The 22,674-nt window shown below is 44.2% G+C and carries 21 protein-coding genes; 9 read left to right on the plus strand and 12 right to left on the minus strand.

The genetic code is table 11. The features are described 5' to 3' along the window. Positions 1-53: 53 nt before the first annotated feature. The 5 genes from htpX to bioB all read right to left on the minus strand — a co-directional run bounded on the left by htpX (position 54) and on the right by bioB (position 4,786). A complete protein-coding gene (gene htpX, locus DBZ36_RS08245; RefSeq protein ID WP_120354422.1) occupies positions 54-920 on the minus strand; it encodes a protease HtpX in 867 nt (288 codons plus the stop codon). A gap of 92 nt (positions 921-1,012) precedes the next feature. Next, positions 1,013-1,702, minus strand: coding sequence for a dethiobiotin synthase (gene bioD / locus DBZ36_RS08250; RefSeq protein ID WP_120354423.1), 690 nt, complete (start codon positions 1,700-1,702; stop codon positions 1,013-1,015). Next, positions 1,695-2,504: a malonyl-ACP O-methyltransferase BioC gene (gene bioC / locus DBZ36_RS08255; protein WP_120354424.1), complete on the minus strand. Its 810-nt coding sequence runs from the start codon at positions 2,502-2,504 to the stop codon at positions 1,695-1,697. The genes bioD and bioC overlap by 8 nt, the downstream gene beginning before the upstream one ends. Continuing rightward, on the minus strand, positions 2,494-3,726 hold the full coding sequence (gene bioF / locus DBZ36_RS08260) for an 8-amino-7-oxononanoate synthase (protein ID WP_120354425.1): 1,233 nt from the start codon (positions 3,724-3,726) through the stop codon (positions 2,494-2,496). The genes bioC and bioF overlap by 11 nt, the downstream gene beginning before the upstream one ends. 10 nt (positions 3,727-3,736) lie before the next feature. Further along, entirely contained in the window at positions 3,737-4,786 is a 1,050-nt protein-coding gene (gene bioB, locus DBZ36_RS08265) for a biotin synthase BioB (protein ID WP_120354426.1), read from the minus strand. Positions 4,787-4,884: 98 nt separating this feature from the next. Here bioB and bioA point away from each other — a divergent pair, with 98 nt between their 5' ends. After that, positions 4,885-6,165, plus strand: coding sequence for an adenosylmethionine--8-amino-7-oxononanoate transaminase (gene bioA / locus DBZ36_RS08270; RefSeq protein ID WP_120354427.1), 1,281 nt, complete (start codon positions 4,885-4,887; stop codon positions 6,163-6,165). Here the strand turns inward: bioA and DBZ36_RS08275 are convergent. After that, the gene (locus tag DBZ36_RS08275; protein ID WP_120354428.1) at positions 6,138-6,530 is read right to left on the minus strand and encodes a hypothetical protein; all 393 of its coding nucleotides are present in this window, start codon (positions 6,528-6,530) and stop codon (positions 6,138-6,140) included. The two genes, bioA and DBZ36_RS08275, sit on opposite strands and share 28 nt — an antisense overlap. Before the next feature lie 169 nt (positions 6,531-6,699). Here DBZ36_RS08275 and asnS point away from each other — a divergent pair, with 169 nt between their 5' ends. Both asnS and DBZ36_RS08285 read left to right on the plus strand, forming a co-directional pair. Next, positions 6,700-8,097 (plus strand): asparagine--tRNA ligase, encoded by a 1,398-nt coding sequence (asnS, locus tag DBZ36_RS08280; RefSeq protein WP_120354429.1) that lies wholly within the window; start codon positions 6,700-6,702, stop codon positions 8,095-8,097. A gap of 100 nt (positions 8,098-8,197) precedes the next feature. After that, the gene (locus tag DBZ36_RS08285; RefSeq protein ID WP_120354430.1) at positions 8,198-8,881 is read left to right on the plus strand and encodes a DUF3334 family protein; all 684 of its coding nucleotides are present in this window, start codon (positions 8,198-8,200) and stop codon (positions 8,879-8,881) included. Between the two features lie 9 nt (positions 8,882-8,890). On the opposite strand, the gene DBZ36_RS08290 is transcribed toward DBZ36_RS08285, so the two are convergent. Both DBZ36_RS08290 and DBZ36_RS08295 read right to left on the minus strand, forming a co-directional pair. Next, a complete protein-coding gene (locus DBZ36_RS08290; protein WP_120354431.1) occupies positions 8,891-9,430 on the minus strand; it encodes an NAD(P)H nitroreductase in 540 nt (179 codons plus the stop codon). Positions 9,431-9,545: 115 nt separating this feature from the next. Next, entirely contained in the window at positions 9,546-11,570 is a 2,025-nt protein-coding gene (locus tag DBZ36_RS08295) for an NADPH-dependent 2,4-dienoyl-CoA reductase (RefSeq protein WP_120354432.1), read from the minus strand. Between the two features lie 344 nt (positions 11,571-11,914). On the opposite strand from DBZ36_RS08295, the gene DBZ36_RS08300 reads away from it, so the two are divergent. From DBZ36_RS08300 to ansA, 3 genes are all read left to right on the plus strand, one after another. Beyond that, positions 11,915-12,451: an acyl-CoA thioesterase gene (locus DBZ36_RS08300; RefSeq protein WP_120354433.1), complete on the plus strand. Its 537-nt coding sequence runs from the start codon at positions 11,915-11,917 to the stop codon at positions 12,449-12,451. 158 nt (positions 12,452-12,609) lie between these two features. After that, positions 12,610-14,466, plus strand: coding sequence for a signal peptide peptidase SppA (gene sppA, locus DBZ36_RS08305; RefSeq protein ID WP_120354434.1), 1,857 nt, complete (start codon positions 12,610-12,612; stop codon positions 14,464-14,466). Next, positions 14,466-15,473: an asparaginase gene (ansA, locus tag DBZ36_RS08310; RefSeq protein WP_120354435.1), complete on the plus strand. Its 1,008-nt coding sequence runs from the start codon at positions 14,466-14,468 to the stop codon at positions 15,471-15,473. Before sppA ends, ansA begins: the two co-directional genes overlap by 1 nt. Before the next feature lie 37 nt (positions 15,474-15,510). Here the strand turns inward: ansA and DBZ36_RS08315 are convergent, their stop codons facing one another. Further along, the gene (locus tag DBZ36_RS08315; protein WP_120354436.1) at positions 15,511-15,783 is read right to left on the minus strand and encodes a YeaC family protein; all 273 of its coding nucleotides are present in this window, start codon (positions 15,781-15,783) and stop codon (positions 15,511-15,513) included. Positions 15,784-16,029: 246 nt separating this feature from the next. Here DBZ36_RS08315 and DBZ36_RS08320 point away from each other — a divergent pair, with 246 nt between their 5' ends. After that, positions 16,030-16,845, plus strand: a complete 816-nt coding sequence (locus tag DBZ36_RS08320; protein ID WP_120354437.1) for a DUF2989 domain-containing protein — start codon at positions 16,030-16,032, stop codon at positions 16,843-16,845. A 47-nt stretch (positions 16,846-16,892) separates the two neighbouring features. On the opposite strand, the gene DBZ36_RS08325 is transcribed toward DBZ36_RS08320, so the two are convergent. The 3 genes from DBZ36_RS08325 to adk form a co-directional block, all read right to left on the minus strand. After that, positions 16,893-18,197: an inosine/guanosine kinase gene (locus DBZ36_RS08325; RefSeq protein WP_120354438.1), complete on the minus strand. Its 1,305-nt coding sequence runs from the start codon at positions 18,195-18,197 to the stop codon at positions 16,893-16,895. Positions 18,198-18,342: 145 nt separating this feature from the next. Beyond that, positions 18,343-19,347 carry a ferrochelatase gene (hemH, locus tag DBZ36_RS08330; protein ID WP_120354439.1) on the minus strand — a complete coding sequence of 335 codons (1,005 nt, stop codon included), beginning with the start codon at positions 19,345-19,347 and terminating at the stop codon, positions 18,343-18,345. Positions 19,348-19,417: 70 nt separating this feature from the next. Next, entirely contained in the window at positions 19,418-20,065 is a 648-nt protein-coding gene (gene adk, locus DBZ36_RS08335) for an adenylate kinase (RefSeq protein WP_120354440.1), read from the minus strand. A gap of 214 nt (positions 20,066-20,279) precedes the next feature. On the opposite strand from adk, the gene sbcB reads away from it, so the two are divergent. Together sbcB and cdd are read left to right on the plus strand one after the other, a co-directional pair. Further along, a complete protein-coding gene (sbcB, locus tag DBZ36_RS08340; protein ID WP_120354441.1) occupies positions 20,280-21,692 on the plus strand; it encodes an exodeoxyribonuclease I in 1,413 nt (470 codons plus the stop codon). 132 nt (positions 21,693-21,824) lie between these two features. Continuing rightward, the gene (gene cdd / locus DBZ36_RS08345) at positions 21,825-22,673 is read left to right on the plus strand and encodes a cytidine deaminase (protein ID WP_120354442.1); all 849 of its coding nucleotides are present in this window, start codon (positions 21,825-21,827) and stop codon (positions 22,671-22,673) included. Position 22,674: the final 1 nt, after the last annotated feature.

Consider the following 22,674-nt stretch of genomic DNA (forward strand, 5'->3'; position numbering starts at 1 on the left):
TTAAGTTATGCCTGCAAAAAGGCTTACTTTCAACTAGCTTACTGTACCCGATATTAGCGCTCACGCAATGCCGCTATGCGTTTTTCGAGTGGTGGATGGCTCAAAAACAACTCGCTAATAGATTTTTTGCCGTTTATGCCAAAAGCAAGCAACTCTCCGCTCATTTCTGGTTCGCTACTCCCACCTAAACGTTGCAAGGCTGCTATCATTTTTTGTTTACCAACCAGCTCGGCACTGCCTTCGTCGGCTCGAAATTCACGTTTCCGAGAAAACCACATCACAATAATGCTTGCGAGAATACCAAACACCATTTCAAGCACAAATACCACCGCCATATAGGCAAACATTCCCAAGCCACCGCGTTCATTATTAGACAACGCATTCGAGATTAGATTGGCAATCAGTCGCGCCATAAAAATCACAAAGGTGTTCACCACCCCTTGAATTAAGGTCAGAGTTACCATGTCGCCATTTTTAACATGACTGATTTCATGAGCAAGTACCGCTTCAATTTCATCGCGAGGCATGTTCTCAAGTAAGCCAGTACTGACGGCAACCAGCGCATTATTTCGGCTTGCACCTGTAGCAAAAGCATTCATATCAGCAGCATGATAGATAGCAACTTCAGGCATTCCAATTTGGGCGGCTTTAGCTTGGCGTTGTACCGTATCAAATAGCCACGCTTCGGTAGGGTTTTGCGGAGTAGTAATAACATGAGCACCGGTTGCTCGTTTGGCCGACCACTTCGACATCAACAGAGAAATAAACGAACCGCCAAATCCGAACACCGCCGCAAACACCAACAAACCACTGATACCGCGCGGGTCGATCCCGAGTAAAGAAAAAACTATATTCAACACGATACCTAGCACAACAATGACCGCTAGATTAGTCATGAGATATAACAATACGCGTTTCATACTAGGCCTCAAATTAATTGAAATGGGTCACGCTTAAAATATGCGGCCTAGCACTCTTTTTTTCAACAAAAAACACCCGCAAATACGAACTCTTAATTTGATTTTAATAATCGTTTGAGTTGAGTTTCATTTAGTAAGAGTTCAGCTTCCCCGGTATGGTTAGAGTTAAACTCAATTTGGGCTAAACATGGCGCTGCTATTTGCTGCTCTAAGTAAGTAATATTACGGTTCATTACCTCATCTCGTGGGCTTAAACAATTTGCCACCCAGGCATTTAACTTGAGCCCTTGAGACAAAATGGATTGTACCGTTAACAAACTATGATTAAGGCAACCAAGTTTAACCCCTACAATTAATATCACCTCGAAATTATGGACTGTGACCCAGTCGCTCATAAGTTCAGTTTCTGACAAAGGCAATAACCAACCACCTGCACCTTCAATCAATACTATATCTACATCACGTTGAACCTGCTGCAAACAGTCATTCAGTTTCTCCGTTTCTATGGTGACTCCAATATCGGCGGCGGCAATATGCGGGGCTATCGGTGGTTCAAAACAGTAGGGATTAACGAGTTCATACGGATTAGCCAACGCACTATTATTTAATAGTGACAATGCGTCTTGGTTGCGTAAACCTTCACCGAAATCTTTAGCATCTGCTGCTACGGGTTTATATCCATTGGCTTTGCAATGTTGGTTTAACTGTTTGAGAAGAGATTGAGTGACATACGTTTTACCGACTTCAGTATCAGTACCGGTTATAAATATGCATCTAGCCACGTTTTAAAGCTCCATATAAGACTTGATAAGTCACCGGCAAACCAGCTTCACACCCAAACTTCTGTTGATAATGACATTGTAATGCACGCCACTGTGATGGCGTCATTAAACCGCTAGTTTGACGCTCTGGCACATAGTTCGCACCGATTGCTTTCATATCTTTGAGCATTAAACCCAAACTTGGATAGTACCAACGCTGCTGCTTTTCAAACACCTCACCACAAGTAAAACCTGCTGATGCCAAAGACTGCTGTAAATCACTACTTTTCACAAAACGATTAATGTGTCTTTGTTGATCGATTGCTGCCCAGGACTGCTCCAATTCAAATAGCGTGCCCTCAACGATGCAACTAAACACAAACACACCATCGGGTTTTAGCAGTTTGCCAATTTGCTCGATAACCGTACCCAAATTGCTAGCCCATTGCAGCGCTAAGTTGGAATGCACTAAGTCGAAGCTATTGGTGCCAAAAGGCATTGCATCTAAATCGCCTTGTACCCATTGAAAGTCTGGTTGCTGTTGTGTTGTTGAATCTCGTTCGCTACTGATTTGATTACGAGCGGTTTCTAGCATTTGATGGCTTAAATCAAAGGCCGTAACTAGTGCTGAATGCCCGGCCAGTTCAGGTAAACTAGCTCCTGTGCCGCAGCCAATATCCAAGCAGCTTTCGTAATATCGAACGGGTATTAAACTGCTCAGCTGCTCGCCAATATCACGTTGAATAAAAGCGTGTTGGTCATAGTGTTGTGCCGCGCGACCAAAATGTTGCGCAACTTGGTCTTTATCTAATTCAACCAGCATGATCTTCACCAGCAAAGCTTGCCCGTTTTTGGTCCAAAAATTTGGCTAGGTCACGAACCAATGCTTCAATCTGCACTTTACTATGGCTGGCACTCAAGGTAATCCGCAATCGCGCACTGTTTAGCGCAACTGTAGGAGGCCGGATAGCAACGACCCAGTGACCTTGCGTTTTTAGGTAATGACTGGCGTCTAGGGCCAATTGGCTCGAACCTAAAATCAAAGGTTGAATCGCTGTTGATGAGTTTTGAACTTCAATTTTAAAATCGCAGCAAAGCGCACGAAACAATTCAATATTGCGGTTTAGTGTTTGTCGAAGTTGTGGCTGCTGTTGGACTAGCTCGATACTGGCGTCAATTGCAGCTGCTTGCGCCGCTGGCATGGTGGTTGAATATACGTACGCTTTTGAAAAATTAACTAAATAGTCTATCAATTGCTCACTTGCGGCAATACAGGCACCATTCACCCCAAGCGCTTTTCCAAAAGTTAGCATTTGTGCTATTTGATCGCTGTACCCTATACCTGCATGCGCAACACTACCTTGTCCTTGAGGTCCTAAAACTCCGATACCATGTGCATCGTCAACCAGAAGCATTGCTTGCGATTGTTGACATAAGCGGTTTATTTCGGCCAGAGGAGCTAGATCGCCATCCATGCTAAACACCCCTTCGCTGACCACCAGCGTATCTTGATTTTGCTTATTCAAACGCAGCTCTAGCGCTTTCATGTCATTGTGAGCAAATCTTTGCATTTTAGCAGCGCTTAAGATCCCCGCTTCCATTAATGAGGCATGATTCAATTTGTCTTGGAGTAATAAAGCATCTTTATGCATCATGGCTTTGATAAAGGCTTGATTGGCTGAAAAACCACAATTGTAAAGCAGTACTGCTGGTACTTTTAGCCACTCGCAGATGGTTTGCTCGAGTTGGTAGTGAGGAGCTTGATAGCCAGAGACCAACGCAGAACCACCACTACCACAGCCATATTTGATAGCGCTTGCTTGCCAGGCTTCTAGTACTTTGGGGTGCTTACTTAGCCCAAGGTAATCGTTACTGGCGAAGTTGATGTAAGATTTACCATCAATGGCTATTTGGCAACTTCCAAAGTCACCAATCTGTTCTATGGTTTGTCGTTGGCGAAGACTAAATTGCTGCTGGCGCTGCTGTAATTGTTGAGCAACAAAAGCAAAGCGCGGATTGTTGCTTTGCTGATCTAAACCATTCATAGCTTAGTAATCACGCTTCATAGAACCAGTTACTATCCGCCGCTTCGCGTTTACGACGCATTTGCAACTCTAGAGCTTCTTGATCTTCATTAGCTCCGCGATCAACGTGCGCAGCTTCAGGGCGTATCCCAAGCTTTTTAAATAACTTCATGTCTTGGTTTTCGTCAGGATTTGGCGTGGTAAGTAACTTACAGCCATAAAAGATCGAATTTGCGCCAGCCATAAAACATAAAGCCTGTACTTGCTCGTTCATGTCCTCACGTCCAGCAGACAAACGCACATGCGATTTAGGCATCATAATTCTAGCCACGGCAATGCAACGAATGAAATCAAAGTGATCAAGTTCATCCACATGCTCAAGCTTAGTACCTTTCACTTTCACCAACATATTAATCGGCACACTTTCTGGGTGGCGAGGTAAATTAGCCAGTTGTTGTAGCAATGCAGATCGATCGGTCGCTTGCTCACCCATGCCCATAATGCCTCCTGAACAAACCTTCATTCCCGCGTCACGAACATGGGCCAAGGTATCTAAACGCTCATCATAGGTGCGCGTTGTGATGATTTGTTCATAGTATTCAGGAGATGTATCTAAGTTGTGGTTGTAATAGTCCAGACCTGCCACAGATAAACGTTGCGCTTGTTCAGCCTTTAGCATGCCCAAAGTCATGCAAGACTCCATACCAAGTTCTTTGACCCCTTCAACCATTTTCAACAGATAAGGCATGTCACGCTCTTTAGGGTTTTTCCACGCCGCTCCCATACAGAATCGCGTTGACCCATTGCTTTTAGCTTTTTGCGCTTCTTTCAATACATGCTCAACTTCCATCAAACGTTGAGTTTCTAGTCCGGTATTATGGTGCGCGCTTTGCGGGCAGTACTTACAGTCTTCGGGGCAAGCACCTGTCTTAATTGAAAGCAAGGTCGATACCTGCACTTGATTGGGATCGAAATGTTGGCGATGAACCGTTTGCGCATTAAATAATAAGTCGTTAAACGGCAAAGCAAACAAGGTGTTAACTTCTTCAATTGTCCAATCATGGCGTGGTGCGTAAGACATCTGCGATTCTTTCCTTCGTCCAGAGATTGAGCTAGTCTAGCCAACAACGAAAGGCTGTCAAGATAAGCCATGAGCAAAACTTTACCAATGGACAATAAATGACCGATATTATTGATCTCGATTACGATCGCCAACATGTTTGGCATCCCTATACTTCTATGTCAGAGCCACTTCCTTGCTATCCAGTGGCTTCGGCAAGTGGCGTGCGATTAAAGCTTGAAAATGGCCGCGAGTTGATTGATGGCATGTCGTCTTGGTGGGCTTGTATTCATGGCTATAACGTCAAGGCATTAAACCAAGCGGCACATCAACAACTACAGCAAATGTCACACGTCATGTTTGGTGGCCTCACCCATAAACCTGCTGTCGATCTTTCTCGTCGTCTTGTCGACATAACTCCCCAGGGCTTAGATAAGGTTTTTCTTAGTGATTCAGGTTCGGTCGCGGTCGAAGTGGCCTTAAAAATGGCCATTCAGTACTGGCAAAGCCAAGGCAAAGATAAAAAGCACTTCGTCAGTTTACGCCGTGGTTATCACGGGGATACCTTTGGCGCGATGTCGGTTTGTGACCCGGATGGCGGAATGCACTCTCTCTACGAAGGTTTTCTAGCCAAACAGTATTTTGTGACTGAACCACAGCTTGCTTTTGACCAACCCTGGCAAGCCCAAGATATAGCACCTTTAGAAGAACTCTTAGAACAGCACCATCAACACATCGCTGCATTAATTTTGGAACCTATAGTGCAAGGTGCGGGTGGCATGCGTTTCTATCATCCGGAGTATCTGCGCCAAGCAAAACAGCTATGTGAGCGTTTCGATGTGTTGCTAATAGCCGATGAAATTGCGACCGGCTTTGGCCGTACTGGGAAAATGTTTGCGTGCGAGCACGCTAACATTGTTCCGGACATTTTATGCTTAGGAAAAGGTCTTACTGGTGGTTATATGAGTTTGGCTGCTACTTTGTGCAGCGACAAAGTAGCCCAAGGAATAAGCCAAGGTAGCGCTGGTGTTTTAATGCATGGCCCCACCTTTATGGGCAATCCGTTGGCTTGCGCAGTTGCCGTCGCATCAATTGATTTACTGCTCGCCAGCCCTTGGCAACAGCGGGTTGAAAACATAGCCCATCAATTACAATTAGGTCTCGCCCCAATTGGACAACTTGAGCAAGTTAAAGAAACACGTCTACTTGGAGCAATTGGTGTCGTTGAATGCCATGAAGCAGTTGATATGCAGCAGATCCAAGCCTTTTTCGTCGAACATGGGGTTTGGATCCGACCTTTTGGTAAGCTGGTTTATCTCATGCCGGCCTATGTTATGAACGATGCTGATATCGCAACATTATGCGCTGTCATTTATGCTGCGTTAAATACGCCTAAATAATAGGCCAGCAAACTTGCAATGACGATGAGGGCTAAAAGCAATAAATTTACCCTCATGTAGTCGTTGCGCCGCCGCGAACGCAGCCAATTCAGGGCTATGGTTAACAAGGTTAAACCGCAACAACTCCATAAGAACAATAAGAACCAAAACTGATAGTTTTCGTCCCAAGAGGTTCTAGCCTGAGATATCCCTTCACTATAGGTCCAGGCGTAGGGCTGCTCCGGACGTGCAAAATGAAAAGCCAGCATTGACACCACAAATAAGGCCCATACGATCAGCGCCACATAATTAAATGAGCGCTGAATTTGATCGGGCCCTTTGCGGCGCTCAAGCTGTAATTCGTCATGTTGCGTATTTGAGTTCATAGCTTTAATTTTAGTCCCTTTGCTAATAATTATTAGCCTTTGGTGCTTAATTCTCACTGGAATACCAATTTATCCCCAATCTATACGATATTTTGCTTGTGTCTTCAATTGCTACGAGTAACATTATCTGTTTTTAATAAAGCAAACTCATCGAGGAGTTATTGAACGTATGACAGATTGTTCAGTGGTTGACTTGCTTTCTGGGAAATTCTCAGTTGGTCAAGTTGTCAAAGTAAAAGGTTGGGTACGTACCCGCCGTGATTCTAAAGCCGGTATTTCATTCGTCGCTGTCTATGATGGCTCTTGCTTTGATGCCATACAAGCTGTGGTTCCTAATTCGCTTTCAAATTATGAAGAAGTACTACGATTAACCACCGGTTGTTCAGTTATGATTACTGGTGAAGTAGTTGAATCCCCAGGCCAAGGCCAAGCTTTCGAAATTCAAGCCACAGGTGTTGAAGTTATCGGATGGGTTGAAGATCCAGATACCTACCCTATGGCTGCTAAGCGACATACAGTTGAGTTTTTACGTGAGCATGCTCACTTGCGTCCGCGTACCAACTTGATAGGCGCGGTAGCAAGAGTTCGTAATTCTTTAGCGCAAGCCATTCATCGTTTTTATCATGAACGTGGCTATATTTGGGTTAGCACACCGATTATTACAGCAAGTGATACCGAAGGCGCTGGTGAGATGTTCCGAGTGAGTACTCTGGATCTGGAAAACCTGCCACGCAATGACCAAGACGCTGTTGATTTTTCTCAAGACTTCTTTGGTAAAGAGTCATTTTTGACTGTATCAGGTCAGCTTAACGCTGAGACCTATGCTTGCGCGCTATCAAAGGTTTACACTTTTGGGCCGACCTTCCGTGCCGAAAACAGTAACACCAGCCGACACCTGGCTGAGTTTTGGATGATGGAGCCAGAAGTTGCTTTTGCTGATCTTGATGATGTAGCAGCGCTAGCCGAAGACATGCTTAAATACGTATTCAAAGCCGTACTTGAAGAACGTGGCGATGATATGGCGTTTTTTGCTCAGCGTATTGAGAAGCAAGCCATTAGTCGTTTGGAGAGCTTCATTTCTAAAGACTTTGCTCAGGTTGATTACACCGACGCAATTGAAATTTTGTTGCAATCTGGCCGAAAATTCGAAATGGACGTCAGTTGGGGCATCGATATGAGTTCCGAGCATGAGCGCTACCTTGCTGAAGAACACTTTAAAGCACCGGTTGTCGTTAAAAATTACCCTCGTGATATAAAAGCATTTTACATGCGTCAAAATGACGATGGTAAAACAGTAGCCGCTATGGATGTGCTTGCCCCAGGCATCGGTGAAATCATCGGTGGTAGTCAACGTGAAGAGCGACTTGAAGTATTTGATGCACGCCTAGAAGAAATGGGACTCAATAAAGAAGACTATAGCTGGTACCGCGATTTACGCCGCTATGGCAGCGTCCCACACTCGGGTTTCGGTCTTGGTTTTGAACGCCTAGTTTCCTACGTCACTGGTATGAGCAATATTCGAGATGTGATCCCATTCCCACGAGCTCCAAAACAAGCTGACTATTAACTGACCTTAAATAAGCTCCCTGACTGGGAGCTTATTTTTTACTCGCCAAATACACCCAGGTCTACTATTGTTTCTGGACCTTGATATAGAAGTAAATGCCATGAGAAAAACTAAAACAATCGCTACTGATGACATCTTACTTACCTTATGTAATTCGGTAAGCAATGTACTAACCACTGCAACGACTAAGAAAATCAATTATTCGGCAATGGTACAAAAAATATCAAAAACCTGTTTAAAGCCAGATATTGGTTGCTTTGTGTTATTCGATGGTGGATTTTCTGGTTTAGTTATTATTAACTTCTCATCCGCTGCAGCCATGGAAGTCTATCGTGATTACATGCTACACATGGGTATCCCTGAGGCAGAACTCGCCGGACAACATACGGCAGACGAAGTTGGAAACGTACTCGGTGAGTTGATGAACCAGATCGTTGGAGACTTTACCGGAACAGTTGGCGAGGAGTTACACACCTCGATCAGTCAAAACCAACCGAAAATGCTGACGATAAACAAGCAGGTAATGTTGTCGGTCGATACTAACTTAGACCGCCCTCAAGCACGCCGTGTCACTTTCTCAACTGAAGGCAACAATATTTTCTACCTTGAATTCGCAATGGATAAAACAGAGTTTATTCAAATCACAGAATTTGAAGCGAGAGAAAATTTGGACCCAGATGAAATTATTGCACAAACCAAGGCGAAACAAGCTGAGCAAGCAAAACAAAGCAAGCCATCAAGCAGCGCTAAAGAGCAAGACCTACTTGATGAGTTAGGGATATAATCTGATATCTTAGATACTAGATACGAAGTCGCTGATGCTATGCTGACGCGGCTTTTTAGCTTTACTCATTGCCGCACCTAAATATAAAAATCCCACCACGCTTTCATGGTCCAACAAACCTAGCTCTTCATTCACGATTTTCGAATAGGCCATGGCACCGGTTCGCCAAATTCCATTGTATCCCAGAGCTTGAGCGCACATTTGCATGGCTTGAACACAGCATCCAGCCGATAACAGCTGCTCAATTTGTGGGACTTTGTCGTGGTCACGAGGCGAGGAAACTACAATCGTGATTACCGGAGCCCGATAAGGCATGAGCTTCGCTTTTTCAACATCGCTTCCATCATTTAAGGCCGCCGCTGAAAAAATTTCTGACAAGCGATCAAGTCCTTCTCCACTGACATGGATAAAACGCCAAGGGTGAAGACCGCCATGATCTGGCACCCGCAGGCCAGCCTGCCAAATGGTTTCAAGTTCAGTGCCTTCTGGTGAAGGGCCAGCTAGTCGCGCGCAGGACTGTCGATTTAAAAGTAATTCTAATGCATCCATGGTTTCATCCAATTCCAAGTTTATCTTGGCCTACAATATGCTCGTAGTGTGCTGTAATTCATTAGAAATTCAAAGCCCTATACGCGATAAAGGTGTGCCTAGTTCACAATGCTGCTTATAAACGCGCTGCCAGCTCTGCCCCTTGACGAATAGCACGCTTCGCGTCCAGCTCTGCGGCATAATCAGCACCGCCAATAACATGAGCTTGTATACCTAAGGCATCAAGCTGAACACTAAGCTCTTTAGCGGGATCTTGACCGGCACATAGAATGACATGATCAACATCCAATAGCTGAGCTTCTCCCTCAATTTCTATATGTAAACCTTGATCGTCAATGCGTTTATAGCTTACCCCAGCGAGCATTTGAACTTGATGCTTTTTCAGCGTTTCACGATGGATCCAACCGGTTGTTTTACCCAAGTCTTTACCGACACGGGTGGTCTTACGCTGGCAAAGTACAACATCACGTTGAGCATGCATGGCTTGCGAAGTTTCGCTTAAGCCACCAGGCTGCTTTAATTGTGTGTCTATCGACCATTCGTTGAGCCAACGCTGCTTATCTAATGTTGAAGACGGACGCTCAGCAACTAAGTATTCGGCAACGTCAAAACCAATACCACCAGCTCCAATAATGGCTACTTTGTGACCGACCTCTTTATGGTCTCTAAGTACATCGAGATAGCTGTATACTTTTTCATGCTCTATCCCTTCAATTGGAGGTGTTCGTGGTGTAATGCCAGTCGCGATAATGACCTCATCGGCATCCATAGCCAAAATTTGCGAGGCCTCTAAGCGAGTATTTAGATGCAGTTCTACACCGGTTTCCTGTAAACGATGTTGGTAGTAACGCAAGGTTTCATAAAATTCTTCTTTACCTGGAATTTGCTTGGCGTAATTAAACTGTCCGCCAATTTCGCTAGCGGCATCAAACAATTTCACACTATGTCCACGTTGAGCTGCGTAACAACTTGCGGCCAATCCAGCAGGTCCGGCTCCAACCACCACAACATTTTTTACTTTGTTTGTTGTTTCAAATGTTAATTCAGTTTCGTAGCAGGCTTGTGGATTAACCAAACAGCTGGCGCGTTTTTGTTTAAATACGTGGTCTAAACATGCTTGGTTACAGGCTATACAAGTGTTGATCAGTTCAGCTTTACCGGCTTTGGCTTTATTGACAAAGTCTGGGTCGGCTAATAATGGTCTTGCCATTGACACCATGTCGGCCTGACCACTACTAAGGATATCCTCAGCGATTTCTGGAGTGTTGATTCGATTAACCGCAACCACAGGGATGCTAATTTCAGGCTTAAGTTTTTCTGTTACCCAACTGAATCCGCCGCGAGGAACCGAGGTTGCAATAGTGGGAACCCGGGCTTCGTGCCAACCAATACCAGTGTTAATAATCGTAACCCCGGCCTTTTCTAATTGTTTAGCCAATTCGACAACCTGAGGCCAATCACTGCCACCTTCGACCAAATCCAACATCGACAAACGGAAAATAAGGATGAAGTCATTACCTACTTTGGCCCGGATCTGACGTACGATTTCTAGTGGGAAGCGAATACGATTCGGATAACTGCCGCCCCACTGGTCGCTGCGTTTATTGGTTCGTTGGCAAATAAACTGGTTGATTAAGTAGCCTTCAGAGCCCATAACCTCAACCCCATCGTAGCCAGCACGCTTAGCAAGCGCCGCACTTTTAGCAAAGTCAGCAATTGTGGACTTAATTTGACGAACACTCATGGCTTTAGGTGTGAACGGGTTGATTGGTGCTTTTAGCTTGCTTGGCGCCACGCTGAAAGGATGATAAGCGTACCGACCCGCATGCAGCAGCTGCATAGCAATTTTTCCACCTTGAGCGTGAACAGCCTCAGTGATTAAACGGTGTTTATTTAATTGCCAGCTAAAGCTCAGCTGGCAGCCATTAGGAGCGAGTCTTCCACGTAAGTTTGGTGATATGCCGCCAGTAACAATCAGGCCTACTCCGCCTTTTGCTCGCTCAGCATAGAAGGCAGCAAGCTTTTTAAAACCATTTTTTTCTTCTTCTAATCCTGTATGCATGGAGCCCATTAAGACGCGACTAGGTAAACTGGTAAAACCTAAATCGAGTGGAGATGTTAAATGTGGATATGCACTCATAGAAGAATTCTCTGTCATTGGAAAAATTTTTGTTATTAAGTTGTTACTAGAGTATAAAATCTAAGGTACAGTTTCAAACGAATGTTTAAAAAGATTGTTTATTTTTGAGCTTGCTCTAATTATGCCATTTAAGTTTGGTAACTTTAGACCAACAATATCGTCACTTTACGATGCAATTAGCCCAGCTAGGATCAACCAAATAGCTGTTAATTTAAAGGCGTTGAGTGAATGAAACTAATTGAATAGCAATATAACAATCGACGCAATTTAGCTGTTTCGATTGAAACTTAACACCGCTTTAGATTGCCAATTTACGCCAATTGAAGGCTTCACTAGGACTAACTATGTACCCTTTTTTAAGACTCGCCAAGACTATGTTCTTAGCCAATAAAAAGAGCAAAATTTGCTACACAGAACCCAGTCAAATAAATTTCATTTGCCACCCATGGGATATCGATTTATTTGGCGAAATGAACAACGGACGAATATTAACCCTCTACGACTTGGGACGAACTGACTTAGGTTTGCGCTGTGACTTGATGACACTACTTAGTAAAAACAAATGGGCCTTGGTGGTAGCTGGTAGTTCGGTGCGTTATCGAAAGCGCGTTAAAATGTTCGATAAAATCACCATGCATAGCCAATGTGTGGGCTACGATGATAAGTGGCTGTACATCGAGCAATCCATGTGGGTGAAAGGTCAACCTTGTTCTTCGGTTTTAGTCCGTGCCGGTGTGACGTCTAAACAAGGGATTATTCCACCAGCTCGTGTCGAAAAAGATTTAGGACTTGAGCCACAAAATACTCCGTTACCGGCATGGGTTACAGAATGGATTGCCTCAGAACAACACCGGCCTTGGCCGCCAACGCAGCATCATTAACAATTTCAACTTAGCTCTAAAAGTCTGAATAATACTAACTTTTAGTGCTAAGTATTTAGCCTCGCTGGCTGGATAGCAAACACCTGCAAACATTGGCACAGACGATAACGCTATGCTAGGGTTAGCTCTAATTGAGTCTTTGCATATGAAACTTATCTATGTCGATGTTATTTCGCTTTTTTAAAGCTTGTTTTGTGTTTATTTGGCGCGGATTAAATTTTGCCCGTGAACTATTTTTTAACTTTATTTTTCTAATCATTGTTGCCGGTCTATTTATCGCCTATCAACAACAAAGTAGCTCACCAAGTGTCCCTGAATACGACACCTCAGCGCTGTTATTAGATCTTTCAGGAAAACTCGTAGAACAAGGTTCAACCGTCGACGCCCTTAGTCAGTTAAGCGACGAGATACTGGGCTCACAACGCGTTGGCGAGATCGATCTTTATCAAGTCCAGCATGCCATTAATAGTGCCAAAGACGATGATGATATCAGTGGTTTAGTCTTGCAACTGAGTAGTTTGTCAGGAACTGACATGACCAAGCTTCGTTTGTTAGGTCAAAGTATAGAGGATTTCAAAACCTCTGGTAAACCGGTGGTGGCAATTGGTGATAATTACGACCAACATCAGTACTACTTGGCCAGCTACGCAGATACTATTTTGCTAAACCCAGCTGGCGGCGTTTGGTTACGCGGATTTGCTAGCCAAAACCTTTACTTTAAAGAAGCCTTCGAAAAATTCAACGTCAATACTCATGTGTTCAGAGTCGGTACCCATAAAAGCTTTGTTGAACCCTACATCCGCAATAACATGTCTGACGAAGCGCGGGCAGATTTAAAGCATTGGATGGATCAACTTTGGACTGAGTTTAAATCCGATATCATCAAAAATCGAGAGCAATCAGAACAACAAATGTTCCCAGATGGCCAAGCTCTAATTACTAAACTAAAAGAAGCCAATGGCGATGCTGCAAACTACGCCATGAATGCCGGGCTGGTTGATGTGCTAATGACTCGCGATGACGAGCGAAGCTACTTAATGGATACTTTTGGAGCGGTTGATAATGGTCTTGCTGGGGATTATCACCATGTAAGTTTTGCTGAATACAGACAGCGTTTGGATCCAGTTTATCCTTCCGTTTATGGCGAAGATCGCATTGCGTTAATCCATGCCAGTGGTCCCATTGTTGGCAAAGCTAATGGTAATGGACAAGTTATCGAAAGTGAGAGCATGCTAGAGATGCTCGACCAGGTTTTACTAGACGACAACATCAAGGGCTTGGTGCTTCGAGTCGACAGCCCAGGTGGAAGCGCGTTTGCTGCAGAGCTAATCCGTAACAAGCTTCAAGAAATTCAGCTTTATGATAAGCCGGTCGTCATTTCTATGGGTAATGTTGCTGCAAGCGGCGGTTATTGGATTGCAGCTGATGCAGACCAAATTTTTGCCAGCCCAACCACCATCACCGGTTCTATAGGTATTTTTGCAATGTTCGCCACCTTTGAAGATGTGTTATCTGACTTTGGTGTATACAGCGATGGCTATGCGACTAGCAGCTATGCTTCGATTGGGATTACGCAAAAACTGTCTGAAGAAGTCGCTCAGGTTATTCAACTGAACATTGAGAGCGGTTACCAAAAGTTTATCGGCTTAGTGGCCAACGGTCGAGATTTGAGTTTAGAGCAAGCCGATAGCTTAGCTCAAGGTAGGATCTGGACTGGTAAAGATGCCCAGCAAAATGGGCTTGTCGATCAATTAGGTGATTTAGACGATGCTGTTGCTTATACCCGCAGTTTACTCGGAAATGACGAGCTAAAACTTGAACAAATTCGTCCAAATTTAAGCCGTCGTGATGAAATTCTGCAACAGATGTTTGGTCAACAAGGCCAAGCATGGCTCAACAGCTATCTTCCTGATTTTGCGCAATGGATTCATCACAATCAAGTGGTACTTTCTCCACTTCAGTTTAAAGACCCTATGGGTCGCTATGCTTTTTGTGCCATGTGTGAGAGCTATTAATGCCTAAAAAATCGATTTATATCGCGTATACCGGTGGAACAATTGGGATGCAGCGTTCATCTCGCGGTTATGTCCCGCAACAAGGTTTTATGCAAAGTTGCTTAGCAGCCATGCCTGAATTCCATCGCGAAGAAATGCCGGACTATACCATTCACGAATATGAGCCCATTATCGACTCCGCCGACATGAGCCCTGCGGATTGGCAACGTATCGCTAATGATATCCAAAGCAATTATGACGATTTTGATGGCTTTGTAGTCCTGCATGGAACCGACACCATGGCTTATACGGCTTCTGCGCTTTCATTTATGTTAGAAAATCTTTCTAAGCCAGTCATTGTGACCGGTTCACAGATCCCCTTGAGTGAGATGCGTTCTGACGGTCAAACCAATTTACTCAATGCTTTGTACCTAGCAGCCTACTACCCCATTCATGAAGTTTGTTTGTTTTTTAATAATCAATTGTTTCGTGGCAATCGCACTACCAAAGCGCATGCTGATGGTTTTGATGCGTTTTGTTCGCCAAATTTTCCAGTATTATTGCGTGCCGGAATTAACATTGAGTTGGTCGCGGGCAAAGTTGAAGCCACCGGGATATCGTCATTACAGGTCAGCCAAATAGACCCGCAGCCGATATCCGTAGTCACCATCTATCCTGGTATTTCTAGGGAAGTGATAGCAAACCTTCTGCAAGCACCGGTAAAGGCGTTGATAGTACTTTCTTATGGTGTCGGTAACGCACCTCAAGATCCCAACTTGTTGCAAACACTTCGTGAAGCCAGTGAGCGCGGTGTAGTCATTGTCAATCTGAGTCAGTGTTTAACCGGGCGCGTAAACATGAAAGGTTATGCAAGTGGCGATGCTTTAAGCCAATGTGGAGTTGTGAGTGGGCAGGATATGACCACTGAAGCAGCTTTGGCAAAGTTGCATTACTTACTGAGTAAGAAATTAAAACCACAGCGGGTACGCGACTTACTCAGTCAGAATCTACGTGGTGAATTAAGCTAAATCATTAATCCAGCATTAGCACTTGTGAATTCAAGGGCTAATGCTTCATTTGAATGTCAATGTGATCGTCTTTAAATTGCTGCTTAAGGGCTTGCTTGGATTTCATGACAATCTCTCCGTCGGTTCCTACACTCATATGCTGTGCATCAACGTTGTGTTTAGATTGATAAAGCATCATAAGCTGCAGACTATCCTCACGCTGTTTATCGCTGACAACACGCCCGTCTGGCCAACGACCAGTTTCAACAGCTTGACAAATATTGTGGTAAATTTCAGGCGTCATTGCGGCGAGAAGTTTTTCGACATCCATGTGCTTAGTTCCTTAAACGTAATTATGGGCGAGACTATCAAAACCGCGGGGTAATTACCACGTAGTCACCTGCAATTTTGCCGCTTTTAAAATTGTGATACAAAGCCTTGAGAACATCGATTCCCTATAGCCGACAGTAAAAAAAATAGATAATTTTTACTATAATCACTAGGGTAAAAATTGAGTTTGTACGCAGCATATCCTATAGTTACGCAACTAGTCGTCTTGGGTTATTAGGATTTATTTTTGTCTAAAGTTGTGTTTTGCCTATCTGCCGTTCTTGGCGTTTTTTTGCTTAGTGCATGTGAAGACAGTAAAGCCTATTTTCGTTATTCAGTAGCAAAAATATGCGACGAAGATCCTACCACTTGCGCAGCCCTCAGCCCCGATGGCTGGTGTAAAGCCGAACGTGAAACCGTGATCTCTAGTGACTTTTTGGTGGCTAAACTAGGGGATGACAAAGAACGCTATAATCTTCTTCAAAACTATCAATCGTATATTGCCTGTATGGAAGTGGCGAGCACTATCATCCATAAAGCTAACCGAGCTAAAACCGATGCTCGCGTTGAAGGCCTTATATTTGCCAAAGACGAATTAGCCAAGCTTGAACTATCAACCACCGAGTCAGATAACGCCTACTTGTTATTTTATCATTGGTCAGTTAAGCGTGATGAAAACGCTAAAGCCCAATTTTTAGCATTAGAGGGCCAAGAAGTTCTGCGCAATACCTTCTTCCAATTGAGCCTAGCTCGGTACTACGCAGAGATTGATCCGCAAAAATCCCTCGATATATTGTTTTATGCTCTCACTCTCTACACCGTAGAGGAAACAATAGACAACGATCATTTTGCGATGATAACTAATCGCTTAATGCGCTTAAAACAATATGAAAAAGCTTACGTGTGGGCACTGGTTTATCAGAACTACGCTCAAGACGCAGCCAGTACGGACTTAAGTTATCTTCAGCAAATCATGGATCTTAGTGCTGAGCAACGCAGCGGCTTTGAACAACAAGCCGATGACTTAATTGAACTCATCGACAAGCGTCACTTTAGAATTTAGTTTGTAGCTTGGTCACGGCTGCGACCAAGCGATCATGCTTCAGCTCGCTATCGGTCCCAATAGCTTTCTTCTAAGCTATCTTCTCGCTCTGGCAAGGCTGCATTTAAACGCGGTGAATGTTGATTAAGTACCTGATAACTAACCCGGTTAGCATATTTACAAATTTGAGCAATTGATGAATAGCTCAAGTATGCGCGGTCTTGTTTAGCAGAGTTTGGCATAAGTTGTCGGTGGTAGGTGTTAGCACTCATATCATGAAGCAATGCTGACAATGCACCATCACCTGCGCCATTGGTATTGGCAATTTTTTCAGGGCCCCCCAAATACGGCGCAATATGGGAATAAACCTGCACGGCCTCACTACAATCACTGTAGCGCATCGCTCGGCTAAACTCATATTGATTGAATTGACTTAAGCTCGAATCCTGAAGCTCATATTTAGTTTTACGCAGAGCTTCGTGTTCGCAATGTGAGCCAATAAACAGACCTTCACTACCGGCTGTACATAAAACCAAATCGCACCACTGTAAAGCTGTCTTGATTGCCAACAAGGGCTCACTTTCTCCAGTAAGTGCTAAGGCTTCTTCTTCGTTCATGGCCAAAACAGTCACATGGTCTTGAACAAAGCGCTTCCAAAAATCAGGATCTTGTTCAATTAGAAAGCGGGTGCCTAAAGTCAGAACTACTGGCACAGAGGCAGCCTTTGCATACTCAATGGCTTTGAATGTGGCATCGGTGATGGTTTCATCACCTTGTGAGCGCACTAAATAGGCTGTAAGAACTAGGGCGGCGCTACTAGCAACCACACCTTGTGAAATACTGTCTTCGCGCAAGTAATTCATTTTGCCGCCACTAATGGCGAACGTACGTTGCCCGTCTTCAGAAATCAAAGTGAAGCAGCGTCCAATGGGCCCATCGACTCCTTGGAGTTGGTCCAAATCAACTTTACTGGAGGTATCGCAAAGATAGCGATATGCATAACTACCAATTCCAATATTTTCACTCATCACTCCAAGTTGTACGGAACGTCCATTGGCTAGAACTGAGTAATTATGGAGGGTATTTGCAATGCTTCCACCAGCATGTTGCTTAACTGGTGAGCTATTCTGCGTGATGAACTGATAGAGTGCTTCAGCTTGTTCGTCACTAACTAGGCTCGATTGCCCTTTTGGTAAGCCGAATCGTTGGAGATCCGCTTCGCTCACCTTAGCTTCGATATCAACTAGGGTTTGGTCGATTCCAACGATATAAGGCATCGGGATTTCGGGACTTTGCCCGGCGATAATACGATGTCCTTGTCGCTGTGCAACAGGGAAAAAATGCTTAGATTTACGTTTGCCTGGAAACTTCATATCGACTAGCTGTGCTAAAAAAAGCGCAGTGTACCATTGCTGGGCAAACTAACAAACGGCAATGCCAATTAATACCCTATGTTGGTGCGCAAATAAGACTAAGTTAAAGCACGATTACTAGCGCTTTAACTTAGTTACCAAGAACTTACCAATCTTGGCTATGCTTGCGAATTAAATGTGCATAAAGCTCAACATGATCCTGATTATCATTGAGAGCTGGAATATAACTGTATTGCTTACCGCCAGCTTCCAAAAACACTTCGCGTAATTCGTCGGCGACTTCTTCAATGGTCTCTAGGCATTCAGTTGCAAATGCCGGTGAAATAACGTCCACGCTCTCAATGCCTTTTTCAGCTAATTCGGTCAAAAGCGCATCGCAATATGGCTGTAACCATTTCTCTTTACCAAAACGACTTTGATAACTCATGCACCATTGGTCAATGCCAAGTCCCAATTGTTTAGCCACTTGATGCGCCGTTGCTTCACAATGCTGCGGATAAGGATCACCCTTATGAGCCACACGCTCAGGAATACCATGAAATGAAAACACTAGCTTCTCACTGCGTCCATGTAGTTGCCAATGTTGCTCTATAGAATTACACAAAGCTGTAATGTACAAAGGTTCATGATAGTAATCATTAATAGTACGTAGCTCCGGCAAATAGAACTGTTTTGCCAAGGCTTTTTGGTAGCCATCGTAAACTGCAGCTGTGGTGGTAGACGAAAACTGCGGGTACATCGGTAATAATAGTACTCGCTGATGCCCTTCTTTTAGCACCCTATCTAATACATGCTCTAAGTCTGGCTGGCTGTAGTTCATTGCCAAATAGACTTCACATTGTGGCGTTACTTTACTGGCAACTTTATCGCGTAATTGCTCACTGATAACTTTGAGTGGGGAGCCTTTGTCCATCCAAATTTGTCCGTAAAGTTTAGCGACTCGTTTTGCACGCAGCGGCAAAATAACTAGATTAAGCAAGGGTTGCCATACTATTTTTGGAATACTAACCACTCGTTGATCTGATAAAAAACGACGTAAAAACTGTCTAACTGCCGAAGGCGTCGCTTTTTCAGGAGTCCCGAGGTTTACCATAACCACGGCAACTTTCAGTTCCGCGATAGCTAAAGGTTCTGTTTGCTGATGCGACATTCGATGCTTCCTTGTTCTACAAAGACTAAAAAAGCGGCCGTAGCCGCTTTTGTTTAACAAAACAAACCGTTTATGCTTCTAGCAATTCTAACAATTCTTCGCTGACAGTTTCTACACTTTGTGTGCCATCAATACGGTGGTATTGACTGTTTCCTGCAGCTTTTTCAGCTTGGTAATAGTCAACAAGGGGTTTCGTTTGGTCATGATAGATACCCAGACGTTTGCGAACGGTGCTTTCTTCGTCATCTGGACGAATAGACAAGTCGTCGCCAGTAACATCATCTTTACCTTCGACTTTAGGCGGATTGTATACCAAGTGATATACACGGCCAGAACCAGAATGAACACGGCGACCACTCATACGCTTAACGATTTCTTCATCAGGGACATCAAATTCAAGTACGGTATCAATTTGGATACCTGCATCTTTCATGGCATCCGCTTGAGGAATGGTACGTGGGAAGCCATCTAGTAAAAAGCCTTCTTTGCAATCAGCCTGAGTTACGCGTTCTTTAACAAGTCCAATAATAAGTTCGTCGCTGACCAATTGACCTGCGTCCATCACTTCTTTTGCTTGCTTACCGAGCTCGGTACCAGCTTTAATAGCCGCACGCAGCATATCACCAGTAGAAATTTGAGGAATGCCAAAACGTTCCATTATAAATTGAGCTTGTGTGCCTTTACCGGCACCAGGTGCGCCTAGCAGAATAATTCGCATAATTCGCGGATCCTTTGGTTTAATTATTATCTCACCTTGGCTCATACGACTGAGGGAAAAAGCCAAGGCTCTTAATTACAGCGGAGAATTTACACTGTGCGGCTTCGCTCTACAAGTCGAAGCAGACTAAAGTACAGTCTTGCGCACAGCTTTTAAAGACTTGCTATACTAGTACGGCCTTTAACTGACATGAACATCAATAAACGGAAGACCGATGGCAGAAACTTTTTTATTCCATGATTATGAAACCTTTGGCGTTAATCCGGCTTTAGACCGTCCGTCACAATTTGCCGCTATCCGAACCGATTTGAACTTAGAGCCGATCGGTGAGCCCATCAATATTTTCTGTCAACAAAGTCCAGATTATGTACCTAATCCAGAAGCCTGTTTGATTACTGGTATTTTGCCACAGATGGCAAATCAACGAGGTGTAAGTGAACTTGAGTTTATTCGGAAGATTAATGCTGAATTTTCACAAGCTGGTACTTGCTCTCTGGGTTATAACAGTATTCGATTTGACGATGAAGTGACGCGCAATACCCTGTTTCGTAACTTCATGGACCCCTATGCTCGTGAATGGCAAAATGGAAATTCGCGCTGGGACCTTATTGATTTGGCACGCGCCTGTTATGCACTACGCCCTGAAGGCATTCAGTGGCCCGAGTCCGAAGATGGTCTTCCCAGTTTTCGTCTTGAACTACTCACCGCAGCCAACGGTATTGGGCATACTAATGCCCATGATGCACTAAGCGATGTACAAGCAACTATTGATTTTGCAAAGCTACTTAAGCTTAAGCAGCCCAAGTTATTTGACTACGCTTATCAATTACGAAGAAAGCAAAACGTTGCAGAGTTGCTTTCTTTATCTGACCTAAATCCAGTAGTGCACGTATCGGGCATGTTCGGAGCACAGCAAGGTTGTGTGTCTTGGGTTCTGCCAATACTCAAACATCCAACAAATCCCAATACCGTTATTTGCATCGACTTAAATCAAGATGCGCAAGTTTTGCTTGATTTAGATATAGAACAGCTAGCAACAAGGCTCTATACCCGCCGCAGCGAACTGGCACCAGATCAAAGTCCTGTGCCAATCAAAAGCATTCACATCAACAAAAGTCCCTTTGTTGCCAAAGCGGCCGCCTTAAGCCCCGAGCGAGCCCAGAGTTTTGGTATTGATCGCAGTTTGTGCCGCCAAAACCTTAATTTAATCCAAAGCCAGCAGCAATTAATCCGTAGCAAGATAGAACAGCTTTTCTCCATAGAGCGGGAATTTGAACAAGGCCGAGATCCTGAAGCATCACTCTACGATGGCTTTGTTTCAGGCCCTGATAAAGCGCTTATGGAAAGCCTTCAGTTCGCAGACCCACTGACCATTAATGCTCAGCAATTTGCGTTTAAAGATCAACGTTTACAACGCTTGCTGCCGCGCTATAAGGCTCGTAACTTCCCACACCTATTAGACGAACATGAAGCGCTGAAATGGCAAGCCTATTGCCATGATCGTATTGAGCAACCAAAACTCGAAGCGATAGCGCGACTGCAGGCTTTGTATCAGCAACATCAACACGATGAGTCCAAGTTAAAACAACTTCAAATATTCGCTAATTATCTGGATCAACTCGGTTAGAACGAAATTGTCCACTAAAACAGCAATCGATCCGATTTAGTGGGCTCAAGTCACGCCAGGTGCGTGATAGGTTGGCGTTAAAGCTGCGGTTTCGCTACAATATGCGCCAGATTTCTAGTGTTGGAGCACCTTTTGTTCACTAACTCAAGCAAGCCACTTACCGCTGAACAAATAAGCCTATTAACGATGCTTGGCAGCGATAAACTGCCAGAGTATATCCCTGCCGCCAAGTCCGCAGCCTTATGTAAAGAGCTACAGTTAGAGCCTGAAGCTCTAGCGCAGAAACTATTACCTTTAGCTGCTGCGCATGCGGTAGTACCTCGCTCTGACTTCTATGTGGGAGCGATTGTTATTGATGACAATGGTGCGCTCTATTTTGGAGCCAATTTGGAACTTGAATATGGCCCTCTGACTAACGCTTTACACGCTGAACAAGCAGCATTGTTTAATGCACTTCGTCATCAATGTTCAAGCCTTAAGTCTCTCGTGGTTAACGCCGCACCTTGTGGTTATTGCCGCCAATTTATCAATGAGTTTAGCGATGCTGCCCATTTACAAGTTCGCGTGAACCACCAACAATTTAGTTTTGAGCAACTACTGCCCTACTCATTTGGCCCAAAAGACTTGGGACAAGAGCAAGGGATCAATGTCGAGCGCTTCTCCGAGCTTACATCGCGGCAACATCAACTATCGGCCAGCTATGCACCCTATTCTAGTTCACCATCCATATTAGTGGCTAAAGCGAAAGGCCAAGATCTTGTTTGGAGTGCTTATCTTGAAAATGCAGCATTTAGTCCCTCTGTCTCCCCATTCTTGCTATTGCTGTCTCAAATAAAGCTGCAAGGGCTAAGCATGGAGAACGTTGATACCATTGAGGTTCATGAGAACACCAATGCTGATTTTTCGTTTGCCCCCGAACTTCAGTTATTCTTAAACCATTATCCAAACCTTAATATCTCAGTAAATCTATTAGTGGAGTAAA

Source organism: Alginatibacterium sediminis (assembly GCF_003610775.1).
GTDB classification, from domain to species: domain Bacteria; phylum Pseudomonadota; class Gammaproteobacteria; order Enterobacterales; family Celerinatantimonadaceae; genus Alginatibacterium; species Alginatibacterium sediminis.

Bases quoted from the DNA above. Each gene is read 5' to 3' on its own strand.
- htpX (WP_120354422.1), bottom strand. From the start codon at position 920: ATGAAACGCGTATTGTTATATCTCATGACTAATCTAGCGGTCATTGTT.
- bioC (WP_120354424.1), bottom strand. From the start codon at position 2,504: ATGCTGGTTGAATTAGATAAAGACCAAGTTGCGCAACATTTTGGTCGC.
- bioF (WP_120354425.1), bottom strand. From the start codon at position 3,726: ATGAATGGTTTAGATCAGCAAAGCAACAATCCGCGCTTTGCTTTTGTT.
- bioB (WP_120354426.1), bottom strand. From the start codon at position 4,786: ATGTCTTACGCACCACGCCATGATTGGACAATTGAAGAAGTTAACACC.
- bioA (WP_120354427.1), top strand. From the start codon at position 4,885: ATGACCGATATTATTGATCTCGATTACGATCGCCAACATGTTTGGCAT.
- DBZ36_RS08275 (WP_120354428.1), bottom strand. From the start codon at position 6,530: ATGAACTCAAATACGCAACATGACGAATTACAGCTTGAGCGCCGCAAA.
- asnS (WP_120354429.1), top strand. From the start codon at position 6,700: ATGACAGATTGTTCAGTGGTTGACTTGCTTTCTGGGAAATTCTCAGTT.
- DBZ36_RS08285 (WP_120354430.1), top strand. From the start codon at position 8,198: ATGAGAAAAACTAAAACAATCGCTACTGATGACATCTTACTTACCTTA.
- DBZ36_RS08290 (WP_120354431.1), bottom strand. From the start codon at position 9,430: ATGGATGCATTAGAATTACTTTTAAATCGACAGTCCTGCGCGCGACTA.
- DBZ36_RS08295 (WP_120354432.1), bottom strand. From the start codon at position 11,570: ATGAGTGCATATCCACATTTAACATCTCCACTCGATTTAGGTTTTACC.
- DBZ36_RS08300 (WP_120354433.1), top strand. From the start codon at position 11,915: ATGTACCCTTTTTTAAGACTCGCCAAGACTATGTTCTTAGCCAATAAA.
- sppA (WP_120354434.1), top strand. From the start codon at position 12,610: ATGTCGATGTTATTTCGCTTTTTTAAAGCTTGTTTTGTGTTTATTTGG.
- ansA (WP_120354435.1), top strand. From the start codon at position 14,466: ATGCCTAAAAAATCGATTTATATCGCGTATACCGGTGGAACAATTGGG.
- DBZ36_RS08315 (WP_120354436.1), bottom strand. From the start codon at position 15,783: ATGGATGTCGAAAAACTTCTCGCCGCAATGACGCCTGAAATTTACCAC.
- DBZ36_RS08325 (WP_120354438.1), bottom strand. From the start codon at position 18,197: ATGAAGTTTCCAGGCAAACGTAAATCTAAGCATTTTTTCCCTGTTGCA.
- hemH (WP_120354439.1), bottom strand. From the start codon at position 19,347: ATGTCGCATCAGCAAACAGAACCTTTAGCTATCGCGGAACTGAAAGTT.
- adk (WP_120354440.1), bottom strand. From the start codon at position 20,065: ATGCGAATTATTCTGCTAGGCGCACCTGGTGCCGGTAAAGGCACACAA.
- sbcB (WP_120354441.1), top strand. From the start codon at position 20,280: ATGGCAGAAACTTTTTTATTCCATGATTATGAAACCTTTGGCGTTAAT.